At 44.7% G+C, this 16292-nt stretch carries 14 protein-coding genes and 1 riboswitch; of the genes, 8 read left to right on the top strand and 6 right to left on the bottom strand.

Features of this window, described 5'->3' with window-relative positions; translation table 11 throughout:
- Positions 1-191: 191 nt before the first annotated feature.
- The 3 genes from MHH76_RS20725 (at position 192) to MHH76_RS20715 (ending at position 4585) form a co-directional block, all read left to right on the top strand.
- Positions 192-1469, top strand: a complete 1278-nt coding sequence (locus MHH76_RS20725; RefSeq protein WP_023856927.1) for an ATP-binding protein — start codon at positions 192-194, stop codon at positions 1467-1469.
- Between the two features lie 336 nt (positions 1470-1805).
- Positions 1806-3125, top strand: coding sequence for a PTS transporter subunit EIIC (locus MHH76_RS20720; protein WP_025810572.1), 1320 nt, complete (start codon positions 1806-1808; stop codon positions 3123-3125).
- Between the two features lie 23 nt (positions 3126-3148).
- The gene (locus tag MHH76_RS20715) at positions 3149-4585 is read left to right on the top strand and encodes a glycoside hydrolase family 1 protein (RefSeq protein ID WP_023856929.1); all 1437 of its coding nucleotides are present in this window, start codon (positions 3149-3151) and stop codon (positions 4583-4585) included.
- Positions 4586-4639: 54 nt separating this feature from the next.
- On the opposite strand, the gene MHH76_RS20710 is transcribed toward MHH76_RS20715, so the two are convergent.
- From MHH76_RS20710 to argR, 6 genes are all read right to left on the bottom strand, one after another.
- A complete protein-coding gene (locus tag MHH76_RS20710; protein WP_020453468.1) occupies positions 4640-5317 on the bottom strand; it encodes a Crp/Fnr family transcriptional regulator in 678 nt (225 codons plus the stop codon).
- Between the two features lie 109 nt (positions 5318-5426).
- Positions 5427-6377, bottom strand: coding sequence for a carbamate kinase (gene arcC, locus MHH76_RS20705; protein ID WP_035338012.1), 951 nt, complete (start codon positions 6375-6377; stop codon positions 5427-5429).
- Between the two features lie 21 nt (positions 6378-6398).
- The gene (gene arcD / locus MHH76_RS20700) at positions 6399-7805 is read right to left on the bottom strand and encodes an arginine-ornithine antiporter (RefSeq protein WP_020453466.1); all 1407 of its coding nucleotides are present in this window, start codon (positions 7803-7805) and stop codon (positions 6399-6401) included.
- A gap of 53 nt (positions 7806-7858) precedes the next feature.
- On the bottom strand, positions 7859-8866 hold the full coding sequence (gene argF, locus MHH76_RS20695; RefSeq protein ID WP_020453465.1) for an ornithine carbamoyltransferase: 1008 nt from the start codon (positions 8864-8866) through the stop codon (positions 7859-7861).
- Positions 8867-8895: 29 nt separating this feature from the next.
- Positions 8896-10131: an arginine deiminase gene (gene arcA / locus MHH76_RS20690; protein WP_023856930.1), complete on the bottom strand. Its 1236-nt coding sequence runs from the start codon at positions 10129-10131 to the stop codon at positions 8896-8898.
- A 265-nt stretch (positions 10132-10396) separates the two neighbouring features.
- Positions 10397-10837 carry an arginine repressor gene (gene argR, locus MHH76_RS20685; protein WP_020453463.1) on the bottom strand — a complete coding sequence of 147 codons (441 nt, stop codon included), beginning with the start codon at positions 10835-10837 and terminating at the stop codon, positions 10397-10399.
- A 169-nt stretch (positions 10838-11006) separates the two neighbouring features.
- A riboswitch (guanidine-I (ykkC/yxkD leader) is annotated at positions 11007-11113 on the top strand.
- An 86-nt stretch (positions 11114-11199) separates the two neighbouring features.
- On the opposite strand from argR, the gene MHH76_RS20680 reads away from it, so the two are divergent.
- The 5 genes from MHH76_RS20680 to MHH76_RS20660 all read left to right on the top strand — a co-directional run bounded on the left by MHH76_RS20680 (position 11200) and on the right by MHH76_RS20660 (position 16182).
- Complete coding sequence (locus tag MHH76_RS20680; protein ID WP_020453462.1) at positions 11200-12036, top strand: YitT family protein; 837 nt, start codon at positions 11200-11202, stop codon at positions 12034-12036.
- 204 nt (positions 12037-12240) lie between these two features.
- Positions 12241-12798 carry a YfjD family protein gene (locus MHH76_RS20675; protein ID WP_043054508.1) on the top strand — a complete coding sequence of 186 codons (558 nt, stop codon included), beginning with the start codon at positions 12241-12243 and terminating at the stop codon, positions 12796-12798.
- A gap of 272 nt (positions 12799-13070) precedes the next feature.
- Positions 13071-14990: an LTA synthase family protein gene (locus MHH76_RS20670; RefSeq protein WP_023856932.1), complete on the top strand. Its 1920-nt coding sequence runs from the start codon at positions 13071-13073 to the stop codon at positions 14988-14990.
- Between the two features lie 130 nt (positions 14991-15120).
- Positions 15121-15768 (top strand): hypothetical protein, encoded by a 648-nt coding sequence (locus MHH76_RS20665; protein WP_020453459.1) that lies wholly within the window; start codon positions 15121-15123, stop codon positions 15766-15768.
- Positions 15769-15912: 144 nt separating this feature from the next.
- Positions 15913-16182, top strand: coding sequence for an excalibur calcium-binding domain-containing protein (locus MHH76_RS20660; protein WP_020453458.1), 270 nt, complete (start codon positions 15913-15915; stop codon positions 16180-16182).
- Positions 16183-16292 lie beyond the last annotated feature (110 nt).

Raw genomic sequence — 16292 nt, 5'->3', positions numbered from 1 at the left:
TTATGTTTATCTTATCATGGATGAAGAGAGTACCATAACATCAGAATAAACTTTACTGATTAAAAAATAAGGTTTATGGTTTGTTATTTTAATCTATAATTATGAATTGTTTGCAATTATTTCATTATTTGTGTTTATAATCTAAGTGGTAAGGTAGATGTTATTTATTATAAAAATCAGGAGTGAGAGGGTTGTCTACTTCATTAAAAGAAGTTTTTGGGATATCAAGCAATTTGCTGAAAAGTTATGTTTTAAGACATCATGTAGATGATGATTTCAAAGATAAGATTGAATTAACTGATCACCATATCGTTGTTTTTGGTGAAACTAAAGTAGGCAAGAGTCATTTAAGGAAGAAATATATTACCCCAAATAAAGAGACCGTTGAGATTGATTGCACCAAAGGAGTTGATTTATATGAGATTTATAATCAAATTTTATATAAATGTGGAATTGAAACTTCTGAAACTTTAACTAGCAGTATTGAAAGAGGCACAAGGTTAAATAAAGATGCGGAAGCGAGTTTATTTCAATTTTTAAAAGCAAAACTTTCTGGAGAATTAACAGAGACACAAGTAATAAGTGAAGTTGCCAGAAAAACTATTCCTAAGACCACTAGTGTAAGACTAGTAGAAGCATTAAAAGAAAAAAATATAAAATTTATAGTACTCGACGACTTTCATTATTTAAAGCTCGTTGATCAATACTTACTCGCCTACGATTTAAAAATGTTTTATCAAAGCGGAATAAGATTTATTATTATTGGAACGAAAATCAATAAAGGCTATTTTGAAAAGTTTAATGGAGAACTATCTCAAAGAATTGATTACATAGATGCTACTAGATGGTCAGAAGAGGATTTAAAGAAAATAAAAGAGAGGGGTTGTGAAGTACTCAACATAGATATAAGTGACGAAATAATTAACTACTTTATTGATGCATCCAGTGGAATTGTGGCTGTTTACCAGCAGCTCCTTTCTCATTTTTGTATTGCTAATAATATTAGAAAGACAAATGAAGAATATATAGTTCTCAACGACTTAGACAAGGCAATAAAATGTAATGAAAACTATTATTTAACGTTAAGTGAGCATTATCTTAAAAGAATTCAGGATATTGCTGATGGGGAAAGGAAAGCAAAATTAAAACTATATTATTATATAATAAAAGTAGTTTTAACATCTGATGTTGAAATTGCCAAAAAAGGATTTTCATTTCAATACTTATTTGATAATCTGAAAAACATCCATCCAATTAAATCAATAAATCATGGTGCTTTAACATCTGTTCTAAATCATTTTGACGAATTACAATCAAAAAAAGATATATTTCCAAAAGTTTTTACTTACTATGATAAAAGATTGTATGTTTCAGATTCATTATTTTATTATATTTTAAAACATTTTAATAAAGAAAAGATTGACGATGTCTTGCCACCTTATGATTTCCAATTGGAATTTGATTTTTAATTAAGTGTAATTTAAGTGATAGAACTTTGAAGTCCCAGCGAAGAGTTTCGTTATATTAAAGGCTTCGCTGGTGGCAGATATTTTGTCAATTACCTTCGTTCCATGATTAATCAAGTCTCCCCAATGGTTGCAATGATGTAGGGTAATCGTCATGCCCTAACTGATTTCTATATGTTTGGAGGTATGTTCCCTGTATCTTATGAAACAAAAATCACTCTTCCCCATATTATATTCCTAATCTAAAAATTTCCTCTCCCAAAGGAAAAAATATGCACCGAAAAGAAAGCGTTTTCATTGTAAAGTAAAAGCAAACCACCAAAAAAAGGGGGAGAGTAAATGAGCAGGATGGCGAAGGTGACCGAGATGTTTGAGCGGGTCGCTTTTAAAATTACAAGCTTCAAATATATCATGGTCATTAAGTCGGCGTTTGTTACGCTGATGCCGGTCATCATTGCCGGGGCGTTTGCGGTTCTGATGCAGAATATGGTGATGAGCCCCGAGACGGGACTTGCGGTTTTCGAGCCTTTTCGGTTCTTGTCTGCGCTTGAGCCGATTATGGCCTCGATCAATTATGCGACGCTGAACTTTATTACGATCGGCGCAGTGTTTTTGATCGGGATTGAGCTCGGGAAGCTGAATGGGCATGAATCATTTTTTCCCGGCTTGATGGCGCTGATGTCCTATATCTCTGTCATTCCATCGACGGTGCTGTTGGAAGTGAACGGTTCGATGCAGGAAGTGGTTAATGTGCTGGCCAAGGAATTTACTGATCCGAAGTCGCTGTTTTTGGGGATGTTTATTTCGATTGTGTCTGTTGAAATCTTCAGCAAGCTTTCGAGCATGGACCGGCTCAAAATTAAAATGCCGGACAGCGTGCCGGCCAATGTCTCTGTCTCGTTCGGCACTTTATTTCCTTCGATTATTACGGTCACGATCATCGCCAGCTTCGGATTTGCTTTTCATCGGCTGACGGGCGTATACCTTCATGAAGCTGTGTACAATGTCGTGCAAAAACCGCTTGAGGGTGCGATTCAAGGCCTTCCCGGGATTTTGCTGCTAGTGTTTGTCGCACAGTTTTTCTGGGTCATCGGCATACACGGAAACCAGATGGTGAAGCCGATCAGGGAGCCTTTGCTGCTCGCTTCGATTACCGTCAATATGAATGCATACGCTGCCGGCGAATCGATTCCGAATATCATTACGATGCCGTTTTGGGATGTGTACATGAGCATCGGCGGATCCGGCGTCACGATCGGCCTGTTGATCGCGATTTTTATCGCGGGGAAACGGGAGGATTTGCGCAGCATTACAAAAATTTCGTTTGGTCCCGGCATCTTCAATATCAATGAACCGGTGATCTTCGGGGTTCCCGTCATGCTGAATCCGTTAATGGCGATTCCTTTTATTGTGACGCCGCTTGTGACGGGGGCGATCGGTTACATCGCGACAGCGGCGGGCTTTGCCGGAAAAGCCGTTGTCATGGTGCCGTGGACGACACCGCCGATTATCAATGCGTGGCTGTCGACAGGAGGAAGCCTCGGCGCCGTCGTCACACAAATCGTATGCATCATCGTCTCTGCCCTTATTTATCTTCCGTTTGTGATGTTGATGAATCGAAGCCTTACGGTAAATTCTGAAAACAATGTTTCCATGTAAAGGCGTTGAAAGGAGCGAACAAAATGGCGAGACAAACGTGGAAGATTCCCGCCGATTTTATTCTCGGCGCAGCAGCGTCGGCGTGGCAGACAGAGGGGTGGGCCGGGAAGCGGCCGACACAGGATTCTTATTTGGATATGTGGTACAAGAATGACCCGCATGTATGGCATAACGGATACGGACCGGCTGTGGCAACCGATTTTTATAACCGCTATAAAGAGGATATTCATCATATGAAAGAGATCGGCTTGACACATTACCGGACATCGATTAACTGGTCCCGCTTTCTGATTGATTATGAAACAGCAGAAGTTGACGAAGTGTACGCAGGCTATATCGACGATGTCATCAATGAGCTGATTGCATCAGGTGTGGAACCGATGATTTGCCTTGAGCATTATGAGATTCCCGCAGTTTTAATGGAGAAATACGGAGGGTGGGGGTCTAAACATGTCATAGATTTATTTGCGGCATATGCGAAAAAAGTATTTGAACGATATGGAGACAGGGTGAAATATTGGTTTACTTTTAATGAACCGATTGTCCCGCAAACCCGGATTTTCCTTGATGCAATTCGATATCCATATGAGCAGAACACAAAAAAATGGATGCAATGGAATTTTAATAAGGCATTGGCGACGGCGAAATGCGTCAGGCTTTTTCACGCCCGCAAGTCCGATTGCCTGGAAGGCGCCAAAATCGGCGTTATTTTGAATCCGGAGGTTACTTATGCGAGATCAAGCGCGCCTCATGACCAAAAAGCGGCCCGCATCTATGATTTGTTTTTTAACAGGGTTTTTTTGGATCCGAGCATCAAAGGCGCCTACCCCGATGAATTGATAGAGCTCTTGGTTAAACACGATATTCTGTTTGACCATGATGAGGCGGAGCTTGACATCATCAAACAGCATACAGTAGATTTTGCCGGCATTAACCTTTATTACCCCCGCCGTGTAAAAGCTCCGTCAAGACAGTGGAATGACTCAACGCCATTTCATCCCGCTTATTACTATGAATACTTTGAGCTGCCCGGCAGAAAAATGAACCCATTCAGAGGATGGGAGATCTATCCCCAAATTGTCTATGATATGGCGATGAGACTCAAACATGAGTACGGAAATATCGAATGGCTGATTGCGGAAAACGGGATGGGCGTCGAACATGAGGAGCGTTTTAAAAATGAAGAAGGTGTCATTCAGGATGACTACAGAATCGATTTTATTTCGGCCCATTTGCGAGAGGCAATGAAAGGGATCGCAGACGGCGCAAACTGCAAAGGCTATATGCTTTGGGCGTTCACGGACAACGTCTCTCCGATGAACGCCTTTAAAAACCGCTACGGCCTTGTTGAGATCCGATTGGAGGACAACCGCAGCAGGGCGCTGAAAAAATCGGCTTGCTTTTATCGGGATATCATCAAAAACAGACAGTTTGAAACAGAGGAATTCCGGTATAAATAAAGGCGGCGGGGGGAATCATCCCGCTTGTCGTCGGGATGATTTCTCATATATGATCTACATAAAATACTCCGGCCGGTTGATCATAATCTGCTTGTTCATTTGACTGATCACGCCTTCGCAGCGGAGCTTTTTCAGGACGGCGCTGACGGTTTCGCGGGATGTCCCTGAGATTTTGGCAATTTCAGCAGCGGTGATCGGACAGTTGATGACGGTTGAATTGCTTTCTTTTTGACCGAGGCTTTCGGTTAAATAGTAAATGGCTTGTGTGACCCTGTCGTGTGCATGGGAGAGTGTAATGCGCTTCAGCCTTTCCTCGTGGAGGGCAAGAATGTCTGATAAATGATTGAGAATATCGTAAAGCAGGTTTTTGTTGTCCCGGACGAGATCTTCGAAGATGTTCATGGGTATATAGTAGAGTTCAATATCTGTTAAGGCTTCGGCGGCATAGTGATAATGCTCATCCCGAAACAAGCCTCCAAATGGAAAGAGGGTATGAGGACGTACATAGTCGGTATAAAACATGGATCCAGCTTCGTTTGATTTTTCGAGTTTGATAAAGCCGTCGAGAAGAAGGTACATTCGTTCCCGGGGGTCGTCTTCCATAAATAATATCTGGCCTTTATGGTAAGTGCGCCAATAGATAAACTGTTTCATATCTTCCAGATCTCTTTTATTCAGGGAAGCGAGAAGAGGAAACTTTTTCAGTTGATGTACGATGTCTTTGTTCTTCATATGGACCACCCTTATCGATTTTCTTATGTTGCGGCTATATAGTTTAAATTTTACTTGTTTTTGACGATTGGCAAAAGGAAGAACCCTCCCCGAGCCCTTCCTTTTGCTTTTAGGCTTGTTCGACAATCGTGCCGGCATTTCCTTGGAGAGCGTCTTTGGCTAATTTCAGGGATGTGATGACCGTTTTATTGCCTTTTTTGGCTTCGGCAAATTGGATGGCTGCTTTGACTTTTGGCAGCATGCTTCCTTCTGCAAATTGCTTTTCTTTTATATAACCTTTCAGTTCTTCGGTGGTGACGCGTTTCAGCGCGCGTTCTGTCGGCTTTAAATAATCGACGGCAACATGGTCGACACCTGTTAGAATGACCAGTTCGTCAGCCTGCACAAGTTCCGCCAGTTTGCAGGCGGCAAAGTCTTTGTCGATGACGGCGTCAATACCGGAGACGGCATCGCCGTTTTCAATGACGGGAACGCCTCCGCCGCCGGCCGCAATGACGATATGTCCGTGTTCGACAAGATCATTGATAACATCGTGTTCAAGGATCGATACCGGAGCCGGAGACGGTACGACCCGGCGCCAGCCTCTTCCGGCGTCTTCTTTAAAAACGAGGCCGCCGTTGCGGCTGTTCATCAGTTCTTTCGCTTCTTCTTCGCTGTAAAACGGACCGATCGGTTTTGTCGGGTTGCGGAATGCTTCATCATCGCCTCGGACGGCGACCCGGGTGATGACGGTTGCCGCATGTCCGCCTTTCCCTTTCGCATGCAGCGCCCGGTCAAGAGCATTTTGCAGCCAATAGCCGATCATTCCCTGGGTCATGGAAACACAAGTTTCAAGCGGCATGGCCGGTGTTTTCGGGGAATCCGCCTCTTTTTGCTGAATCATCAGGTTTCCGACCTGCGGGCCGTTTCCGTGCGTGACGATTAATTCGGCGCCGCTGTCGATCATATCCGCCAAATACATGGCGGTTTCTTCAAGCGCGCGCTTTTGCGCTTCTGCACTGGCATCTCCGGTTTGGATGGCATTACCGCCAAGTGCGACGACAATTTTTCTTTTTTTCATTTGATCATCACCTCTGTTTTGTTAAATTGAAATGCTTCCCGCAGCCAGCCTGATCACGGCGATGACAGCCAATACAAGAATCGCGGCGGCAATCAAAAGCTCGGCCTTATTGAAGACGGGGCCTTCTTTTCCTTTGCGGACAGCCCGGAATACGAGAATGCCGGGAGCGTATAAAATCATGGTCAAAAGCAGGTAATCAAGTCCTGCGGCATATACGAGCCAGACGCCGTAAATGCTTGCGATGATCCCGATGATGAGGTTCTTTCCCCGGTTAGGTTCTTTGTGCAGCCAGCTGTATTTAAGCTGATAAAGCCCGGAAAACAGATACGGGATCAAGATGGCCGAGGAAGCCAAGGAGAATGCAAACTGATAGGCCGCATCCGAAATGAGAAACGTCAGCAAAAACAGCTGGATAATGGCGTTTGTCAAAGTCAGCGCATTTGTCGGCGCGCCGTTTTTATTTTCTTTGCCGAACCATTTCGGGAAGACCCCTTCGCGCGCCGCGATCAGCGGGAGTTCGCCCGCGAATAATGTCCAGGCCAGCCAGGCGCCCAATACGGAAATGATTAATCCCAAGTTGATGAGCACAGCTCCCCATTTGCCGACGATATGCTCCATGATCGCGGCCATTGAAGGATTCGGAAGCCCGGCCAAGTTTTGCTGATTCATGACGCCGAGCGACAGCATCGTAATCATGACGTAAATCACAAGTACACTGATCAAGCCGATGACAGTCGCTTTGCCGACATCGCTTGATTTTTTGGCACGGCTTGAGAATAAGACGGCCCCTTCAATTCCGGTAAACACCCAGACGGTCACCAGCATCGTGCTCTTGACCTGTGTCCCGATGGAACCGAGCGACAGCCCTTTTCCCCAGAAATCGTTCGTAAATAAATCAAGATGAAACACAAAGATAATGGCGATAATGAAAGCAAAAATCGGTACCAGTTTTGAAATGGTCGTAATTAAGTTGATCATGGCAGCGGACTGTACCCCGCGCAGGATCAAAAAGTGCACGCACCAGAGGATTACGCTTGCACCGATAATCGATGCGACGTTTTGTCCGTCTCCAAACGCAGGGATGAAATATCCGACTGCGCTGAACAGCAGCGTTCCGTATGCGACATTGCCGAGAAGGGCTGCGAACCAGTACCCCCAGCCGCTGTTAAACCCCATAAAATGGCCGAATCCTTCCCGCGCATAAGTGAAAATACCGCCGTCTAAATCAGGCCTTTTCGTGGTCAAGTTTTGGAAAGAGAAGGCCAGGGCAATCATGCCGACTCCGGTGATGATCCAGCCGATTAAAATGGCTCCCGCCCCCGCTCCTGAAGCCATGTCGCTTGCAAGGTTGAAGGCGCCCCCGCCGATCATCGATCCGATGACAAGCGCGATAAGTGCAAACAGCCCAAGTTTCTTTTCTTCCGCCATTTTTGTCACCTCATTCGGTTTAGAATGGAAAAGGGAATGAGCCCCTTTTCCTGTCAGTCAAGATCGCCGAGTGTCGCTGCCATGACAGCTTTAATTGTGTGCATGCGGTTTTCAGCTTCATCGAACACTTTAGAGTGTTTGCTGCGGAACACTTCGTCCGTCACTTCCATTTCTTTAAGGCCGTGCTGATCGTAAACGTTTTGTCCGTAAGTTGTATGAAGGTCGTGGAAGGCAGGCAGACAGTGCAGGAAGATGACGTTATCGTTTCCTGTTTTCTTGACGAGATCCATATTCACTTGATAAGGCTTGAGCAGTTTGATCCTTTCAGCGAACTTGTCTTCTTCTCCCATGGATACCCAGACGTCCGTATACAGAACGTCGGCTCCGGACACGGCTTCATCTGTATCGCTTGTGACGGTGATTTTTCCGCCGGATTCTTCGGCGAACGCTTCCGCCATTTTAACGATGTCTTGATCAGGGAACAGCTCTTGAGGCGAGCAGATTCTCACGTCCATGCCGACTTTGGCGCCGCCGATGAGCAGGCTGTTTGCGACGTTGTTACGGCCGTCGCCGATATAGGTGAGTTTGATCCCTTTTACGCGTCCCGTATGTTCTTTCACTGTCATAAAGTCCGCAAGCATCTGCGTCGGATGCCATAAATCGGTCAGCCCGTTCCATACCGGCACACCGGAATGCTCTGCCAGGGAAATCACTTTTTCATGTTCAAATCCGCGGAATTCAATTCCGTCGAACATGCGGCCGAGAACTTTGGCTGTGTCTTCGATCGATTCTTTTTTGCCGAGCTGAATGTCGTCTTTTCCCAAATATTCGGGATGCGCACCGAGGTCGATACAGGCTGTCGTGAAAGCGCAGCGCGTTCTTGTAGAAGGCTTTTCAAACAGCAAAGCGATGTTTTTACCTTCCAAATAGCGATGCTTGATGCCTTGCGCTTTTTTTTCTTTTAATTTTTGGGCGAGATCGAGCAAATAGAGGATTTCTTCTTCGGAAAAATCTTTTTCAGCTAAGTAGCTTCTGCCTTTTAAATCAATCGTTTGGTTCATGGATCTCTCTCCTTTTTCTTTAGGTTTGGCTATTTCACATCTTCGCGATAGAGCGGCATGCTCATGCAGCGCGGGCCGCCGCGTCCTCTTGAAAGCTCCCCGCTCGGGATTTCGATAACTTTAATGCCCTGTTCTCTCAAACATTCGTTAGAAATGTAATTCCGGTCATAGGTGACGACGACACCAGGAGCGATCGCGAGTGTATTGGAACCGTCATTCCACTGCTCCCTGGCTGAAGCGATTTCGTCTCCGCCGCCGCAGAAGATCAAGTTGACATCTGAAAGGCCGAGCGTTCTTTTTAGCACTTCCGGCAGATTGTGTTCTTCAGTCGTACGAATGTCGTCTGCCGTTTCCCCTCTCTCAAGAACGAAGATCCGCATGTCTCCTTCAGGCCCCTGGATGGCGGGATGGATCGTGAATTGATCTCGGTCAACCATCGTGAAGACGGTATCTAAATGCATAAAGGCTCTGCTCTTCGGTATTTCGACGGCCAGTACGCGGCGAATCCGGCTCTGCCGCTGAAATAAGTTCCGGACAAGACGCTCGATCGCCTGAGCCGTTGTCCGTTCTGATACCCCGATCGCTACGGTATCTTCATTTAAGACAAGCTCATCTCCGCCTTCGATATTGAATTTGAAATCACGGTCAAGCCAAACCGGAATCTCATGTCCTTTAAAACGCGGGTGGTGATTGATAATGTAGCGCATAAACAGCGACTCTCTCCTGCGAGCAGGCTCTTTCATTTTGTTGATGGTCAGTCCGCTTCCGATGGCGGCCGCCGGATCTCTTGTGAAGTAAAGGTTTGGCATCGGATCGAGATAAAATGGATAATGGTCTTCCATCAGCTCATGAAGATGCGATTTCTTTTCGCGTTCCAGCTCATTTTTTCGAATGCCGCTCATCACATGTTCGACCATCGAATCGGCGTCAAAGGTGAGCAAGAACTCTTTCAGTCTGTCGTAAGCGCCGTTGATATCTGCTTTGCTTTCCGTTAACAGCTCATCGATAAACCGCTCGCGGATGAAAGCGTCATCCAGGGCTTCAGCCGTCAGCTTTTCTAAATAAAGAACTTCAACTCCCTGTTTCTTTAACGTTTCTGCAAATTGGTCATGCTCTTTTTGCACCGCTGGCAAAAAGGGAATATCGTCAAAGAGAAGCCTTTCCAGATATTCGGGTGTGAGGTTTTCCAGTTCCCGACCGGGCCGCTTCAGCATGACGGTTTTCAAAGGGCCGATTTCAGAGTAAACGTGTATCGGTGTTGTCATGATCATCCCGCCTCCTAAGCTCTTTTTGTTACATGTACAGCTTAAAACAGGAAGGAAAAGCGCGATGTGAAAGCGATAACAACAAAAACGTGATATATTTCACATGTTTTTTGATGAAGCAAAAACAAAAATGAATAATTATGATAAATTGAAAATGAGTCCTTGCAGGAGCAGAGAATAGAACGTATAAAACGTGTATATTTTTAAAGGGGATTTTTTGAAAAAATTTTTTTTGAGGGAAAAAAAGCTGATCCGGATGGCCGGATCAGCATAAGTGATCACAAAATGATTGGGCTGCCTCAGGCGATTGGGAAATCACAAGGCATGTATCGTTCCCGCATATACAGCCCAGCATTTCCGGGCTTCCCAGCTTATCAAGAAGGACGCCGATGGCATGGGCGTTGCCGGGCATTGTTTTAATAATGATCAAGTTGTCCGTCCGATGCACATGCAGGACAACGTCGGAGATTTTATCTTTTAATATTTTGGAAGGGTTGATGGATAAGGAAGCATTTGTCGTGTAGACAAGCTTTCCGTTTTCACCGGGCTGTTTCACAAGATACATTTCTTTAATATCGCGGGAAATGGTAGACTGCGAAACGGCGATGCCCCGTTTTTCCAGCAGGGATGCCAGCTGTTCCTGATTTTCTACCGGATGTTCGAGAATGGTTTGCTTGATGAGCCATTGCCGTTTTTGTTTGTTCATAAAAGCGCCTCCCAGGCAAAACACGTATATCTATTATTATAGGACGGTTTTATCGTCGGCAGACGGAAGCTATTTTACAAAAAAACAAATCTTTCAGGCTGTTAAAGGGGTTGATAGACCCCAAAATTTCACTTATAATGCTTGAAGATGACAAATTGATAACAGAGAAAAGGTGGTTTTCTAGGGTTCCGCAGTGGGTTCCGCGCTGGTCTGGTCCGAGAGAAAACACATAGCGAAGATATCGTTATGACACGGTGGGATAAAAGCCCAGGAGTTTTTGCTCTTAATCAAAGAGCTTCTCTCCGGGGCTTTTTTACTTTTTACAGGAAATCGACTACGAATAAGGAAGGGGATGCAGTTTTATGAAAAAGAAAGCAATGGATATGATCCTGATTGTTATAGGCGCATTTTTCTTTGCGTTAGCCGTGAATCTGTTCGCCATCCCGAATGACTTGGGAGAAGGCGGCGTCACGGGGATCACGCTGATTTTATACTACGTTTTTGAATGGTCTCCGGGCATCACAAACTTTGTGCTGAACGGCATTCTTCTGATTATCGGCTATCGCTTTTTGGATAAAAAAACGACGATTTATACCATCATTGCGGTGGCGGCCAATTCATTTTTTCTGCATGTTACTGAAGATTGGACGGTGCCGGCTGATGAAGTGATCATCAGCACGATCTTTGCCGGGGTATTTGCCGGCGTCGGCATCGGCATGATCATCCGTGTCGGCGGAACCACTGCCGGGTCTGCGATTCTCGCGAGAATCGCCAATAAATATTTCGACTGGAACATCAGCTATGCCTTGCTGATGATCGATTTAGTTGTCGTGTTCAGTTCCTACTTTATCATTGGTGCTGAAAAGCTGATGTTTACGATTGTCATGCTGTACATCGCCACAAAGGTCATGGATTTCATTATCGAAGGGCTCAACACGAAAAAAGCGATCACGATCATTTCTGAGCATAAAAACGAGATCGCTGCGCAGGTCAATACCTTGATGGACCGCGGCGTCACGATATTAACGGGACGCGGACACTATACGGGCGATTCCAAAGAAATTCTATACATTGTCATTAATAAACAAGAGCTGTCCATGCTCAAGAAAATTATAAGAAGCACAGATAAAAAAGCATTTGTCATCATCCACGATGTCAGGGATGTATTCGGCGAGGGATTTGTTGATATTTCAAAATAGGGGAAGGCTGCCGGCAGATGGCCGGGAGCCTTTTTGTATTCATCGGGTCGTGATTAGGGACAGATCGTCTGCTGGTTGGACGAATACGTGATCATTCACACTGCAAGTTTTATGCAGAAACCGGTTTCTGTGGTAAGGTAGATTGTGGCATGAATTTCATTAATATAGAAATCCGCTTGCTGAAGTAAAGGAGGTCTATTATTTTTGGAACAGGAAGAAAAAAAACCAATTGATGTGAAAAGCCGAATGTTCTTTAGAGTATGGGCTTTTGCGGGGACGGCAGGTTTCGGATTGGTCGGATTGTGGCTCTTTTATGAAGCAATAAAACTCGAATCGAAATATTCATTGCTTTACCTGGGAGTCGGACTTTTCGGGATCATCTATGGTTTGATTACTTTTCTAATGATATTTCCGGCCTTCACGAAAAAAGGAAACATCATCTTCAGCATGATCGAGGGAGAAGGCGGGCGGCTGTTCTCAGGGAAGAAATCTGTATTGTTCAAGGACATTAAAAGCATTAAAATGGCGCAGCACCGCTTCAGCCCGAAAGGCATTTTCTTTATGGATATACTGATAGAGACGCGCGGGAACGGCATGGTGCGGATTCCGACGTACAACATTCTTCCTGAACCGGCATTTTATAAAGCGGTCGAGCTATACATTCTGCCCTATATGACGGATGAAGCGCGTGCGGACTGGATCGGCCGGTTCACAGAAGCGCAAAGAAAAGCTTATTTAAATGAATTTCATAAAGATATTTAATCGTCCGGGAAAGAGCAATTTTCGAGATGAATGAAAATAACTGAAACCTTTGGGGAAATTCATTCGTCTTAATTAGAGGCCGTAGTCTTAAATGCGGAATTTTTTTACGCAGACGTGGACTGTTTGAGTGAGGGAAGCTGGGGGATTTTCATCGTGGACGTGCTTGAATAACCGCCGAGACTTTTAGTAGAATGATATATTATCGTTTCCTCACGCTTCATTGACTGAAACAGAAAGCGGTCTGAAAAAAGTTTAAAAAGGTAGAGGTTATCATGAAAAAAATATTCTCTCATAAGCTAAGCTTTTTTGTGTTAGCTGTTGTTTTTGTATGGGCTAAAACCTATGCTTCCTACTTTTTAGAGTTTAATTTGGGTGTGAAAGGGTCTACGCAGCACATGCTGCTGTTTATCAACCCATTCAGCTTCACGATTGCTGCACTCGGTTTGGCTTTGTTTGCTAAAGGCCGTCGGTCGGCGATATGGATCATCATCATTGATGCTGTGATGACGTTTGCTTTATATGCAAATATCCTGTTTTACCGTTTCTTTGATGACTTTTTGACGTTTGCAAACTTAAAACAAGCCGGAAACCTCGGCAACATGTCGGATGGCGTTTTTGACATCATGGCATTTCATGACGTTATCTATTTCGTCGATTTGATCATTCTGATTGCATTATGTGTGAAGCTGCCTGAACTGAAGGCGGCACAACTGAAAAAAAGATGGGCTGCAACTGTCGTTATCGGCGGAGTGGCGCTGTTTTTCATCAACCTTGCAGTTGCTGAGACAGACCGTCCGGAGCTTTTGACAAGAACATTTGACCGAAATTATATCGTCAAGTATTTGGGGCCTTACAATTACATGATCTATGATGGTGTTCAGGCTGCCCAAAACGCGAGCCAAAAGGCATATGCGAGCAGCGACGACCTGACGAGCGTCATTAACTATACAAATTCGCATTATGCAAAACCGAATGACGAGTATTTCGGCGCAGCAAAAGGTAAGAACATCATCAAGATTCATTTGGAAAGCTTCCAGACGTTTTTGATCGATTATAAGCTGAACGGAAAAGAAGTCACGCCGTTCTTGAACAAGCTGGCGCACGGCCAGAATGACATGATGTATTTCGATAACTTTTTCCATCAGACCGGTCAAGGTAAAACCGCGGATGCCGAATTGATGATGGACAACAGCCTTTACGGACTGCCTGAAGGCAGCGCGTTTGTAACAAAAGGGCAAAATACGTACCAGTCCCTGCCGGCGATTCTGAACCAAAAAGAAGGCTACACAAGCGCCGTGCTCCACGGGGATTACAAGTCATTCTGGAACCGCGACCAGGTGTATAAACAAATTGGCTATGACAAATTCTTCGATGCCAGCACATATGACATGTCAGAGGAGAATCTCGTCAACCTTGGCTTGAAAGACAAGCCGTTCTTTGAAGAATCAATTCCGAAGCTGAAATCGCTGAAACAGCCGTTCTATGCGCATTTAATCTCGCTGACAAACCACTATCCGTTCATTTTGGATGAAAAGGATGCCACCCTTGAAAAGGGAACGACGGGAGACAAAACGGTAGACGGGTATTTCCAGACGGCGCGTTATCTTGACGAAGCGCTTGAAGATTTCTTTAAAGAGCTGAAAAAATCGGGATTATATGATGATTCCGTCATCGTCATCTATGGCGACCACAACGGAATCTCAGAGAACCACAACCGTGCGATGAAAGAAGTATTAGGAAAAGAGATTACACCGTATCAAAACGCGATGAATCAGCGCGTACCGCTTATGATCCGCGTTCCGGGCAAAAAAGGCGGAGTCAATCATACGTATGGCGGCGAAATGGATGTCATGCCGACACTTCTTCACCTGCAAGGTATTGACAGCAAAAAATACATCAACTTTGGTACAGACCTCTTTTCTAAAGACCACGACGAAACCGTGGCTTTCAGAAATGGAAACTATGTAACGCCGAAGTACACGATGATTGATACGACCGTATACGATACAAAGACAGGAAAAGAGATCAAAGGCAACCAGGAAACGGAAAACCTCAAATCACAGGTGTCCGAACAGCTGGATCTGTCCGACCAAGTACTCTATAAAGATCTGTTAAGGTTCCACGAAATTTCAGACTTCAAACCTGTTGATCCATCAACGTATCATTACGGAAAAGAAAAAACCGGCGAGTAAAAACGAAAAGCCGCCTGACTGCTTTATGAAGCGTCGGGCGGTTTTTTTGTGAGGCTGGTCCGCCGTTGTTCTAAGAAGCCGGCCCGGCACATAGATTGATAGGAAAGAGGACAGAACAAGGATAGAGGATGTGAGAACGTTGACCAAATCTCAGTATTTTTTTAAATTGCATCCTTTAATGGTGCCGGCCGGCTGGACAGTGAAAGAAAATCATTTGTATCAAAAGCCGATTCGCGATCCCCGCCGTACGCTCTTCACCTTGGAGAATGAAACCTCCGGTAAAATGGTACAAGTTGAATATGCTGGAGAACTGAAGTACGTTATCAGGATGCTAAATGCTGATCAAACGCTGGTCAGTGAAGATTCGGATACGCCGTATGAACAGCTGGTCGAACGGTTGGAAGATAGGATTCGCGCCTCTGGCGGCGCCCGCAATTTGCTGAGGCTTAGAATCCCGGCCGGTTGGACGGTTGTGCATCACTCATTAACCGATACAAACCCCGATGAATTGGCGCCTGACAGCAAGGCCTGGCGGTCAGATTTCAAACGGGATCTTTTGAAGCTGCGGCATGAGGAAGAATGCCTCCTCCTCGATATAGAGTGGTATCCCGAGTGCAGTCCGGCCGGCCATTATGCGCTGAAATTGATTAAGAACGGGAACTGGAACAGTCCTTTGGAAGACATGCTGTGCATCCATCCGAAGGAATTGGCCTATGAGATTCACGCTGTTTTGAAAAAGACTTGTGAACATCAATATGTTGATGAAGCCGGCGCATAACGCGGCCGGTTTTTTGTGTGGAAAGTCCTTTGTCCAATAGATACTTTTTATTCAATAAAATGTCATATTTTTCTTGAGTGAATAAGAAAAATATTTTATCATGGTAAAAGATACATAAGAATTAGACGAAAGGGGTCAAACGGGATGAAAAAAATAGCAGCGGGTCTTTTGTCTGCCGGTCTTATCATCGGTTTTTCCTGGGGTGCCGGCGATGTGGCAGAAGCAAAAACGAAGGTAAAAACGTACAAAAACTGCAAAGCTTTAAATAAAGACTATAAAGGCGGCGTCGCACGTTCGAAGTCGGTCAAAAACAAAGGCGGAAAAACGAAGTACAAGCCGTATGTTTCAAAAGCGCTTTATGACGCCAATAAAAAGCTGGACCGCGATAAAGACAAAATTGCCTGTGAGCGCTGATATATCCAAAAAAAGATCTCTTGCTGAGGGGGTCTTTTTTTGTTTATCAGGAAATTTATGAAAATTAAAGACTGCTGAAACATAATCTTAACAGTGCGAACCTATACTTT

The organism is Bacillus sp. FSL L8-0193, from assembly GCF_037976065.1.
In the GTDB taxonomy this organism is placed as follows: Bacteria; Bacillota; Bacilli; order Bacillales; family Bacillaceae; genus Bacillus; species Bacillus paralicheniformis.
The sequence above is the reverse complement of the archived record's forward strand: the minus strand, read 5'-3'. Positions and strand labels throughout refer to the sequence as shown.

Coding starts and splice junctions, on each gene's coding strand:
- MHH76_RS20720 (WP_025810572.1), top strand. CDS start 1,806: ATGAGCAGGATGGCGAAGGTGACCGAGATGTTTGAGCGGGTCGCTTTT.
- MHH76_RS20715 (WP_023856929.1), top strand. CDS start 3,149: ATGGCGAGACAAACGTGGAAGATTCCCGCCGATTTTATTCTCGGCGCA.
- MHH76_RS20710 (WP_020453468.1), bottom strand. CDS start 5,317: ATGAAGAACAAAGACATCGTACATCAACTGAAAAAGTTTCCTCTTCTC.
- arcC (WP_035338012.1), bottom strand. CDS start 6,377: ATGAAAAAAAGAAAAATTGTCGTCGCACTTGGCGGTAATGCCATCCAA.
- arcD (WP_020453466.1), bottom strand. CDS start 7,805: ATGGCGGAAGAAAAGAAACTTGGGCTGTTTGCACTTATCGCGCTTGTC.
- argF (WP_020453465.1), bottom strand. CDS start 8,866: ATGAACCAAACGATTGATTTAAAAGGCAGAAGCTACTTAGCTGAAAAA.
- arcA (WP_023856930.1), bottom strand. CDS start 10,131: ATGACAACACCGATACACGTTTACTCTGAAATCGGCCCTTTGAAAACC.
- argR (WP_020453463.1), bottom strand. CDS start 10,837: ATGAACAAACAAAAACGGCAATGGCTCATCAAGCAAACCATTCTCGAA.
- MHH76_RS20680 (WP_020453462.1), top strand. CDS start 11,200: ATGAAAAAGAAAGCAATGGATATGATCCTGATTGTTATAGGCGCATTT.
- MHH76_RS20670 (WP_023856932.1), top strand. CDS start 13,071: ATGAAAAAAATATTCTCTCATAAGCTAAGCTTTTTTGTGTTAGCTGTT.
- MHH76_RS20660 (WP_020453458.1), top strand. CDS start 15,913: ATGAAAAAAATAGCAGCGGGTCTTTTGTCTGCCGGTCTTATCATCGGT.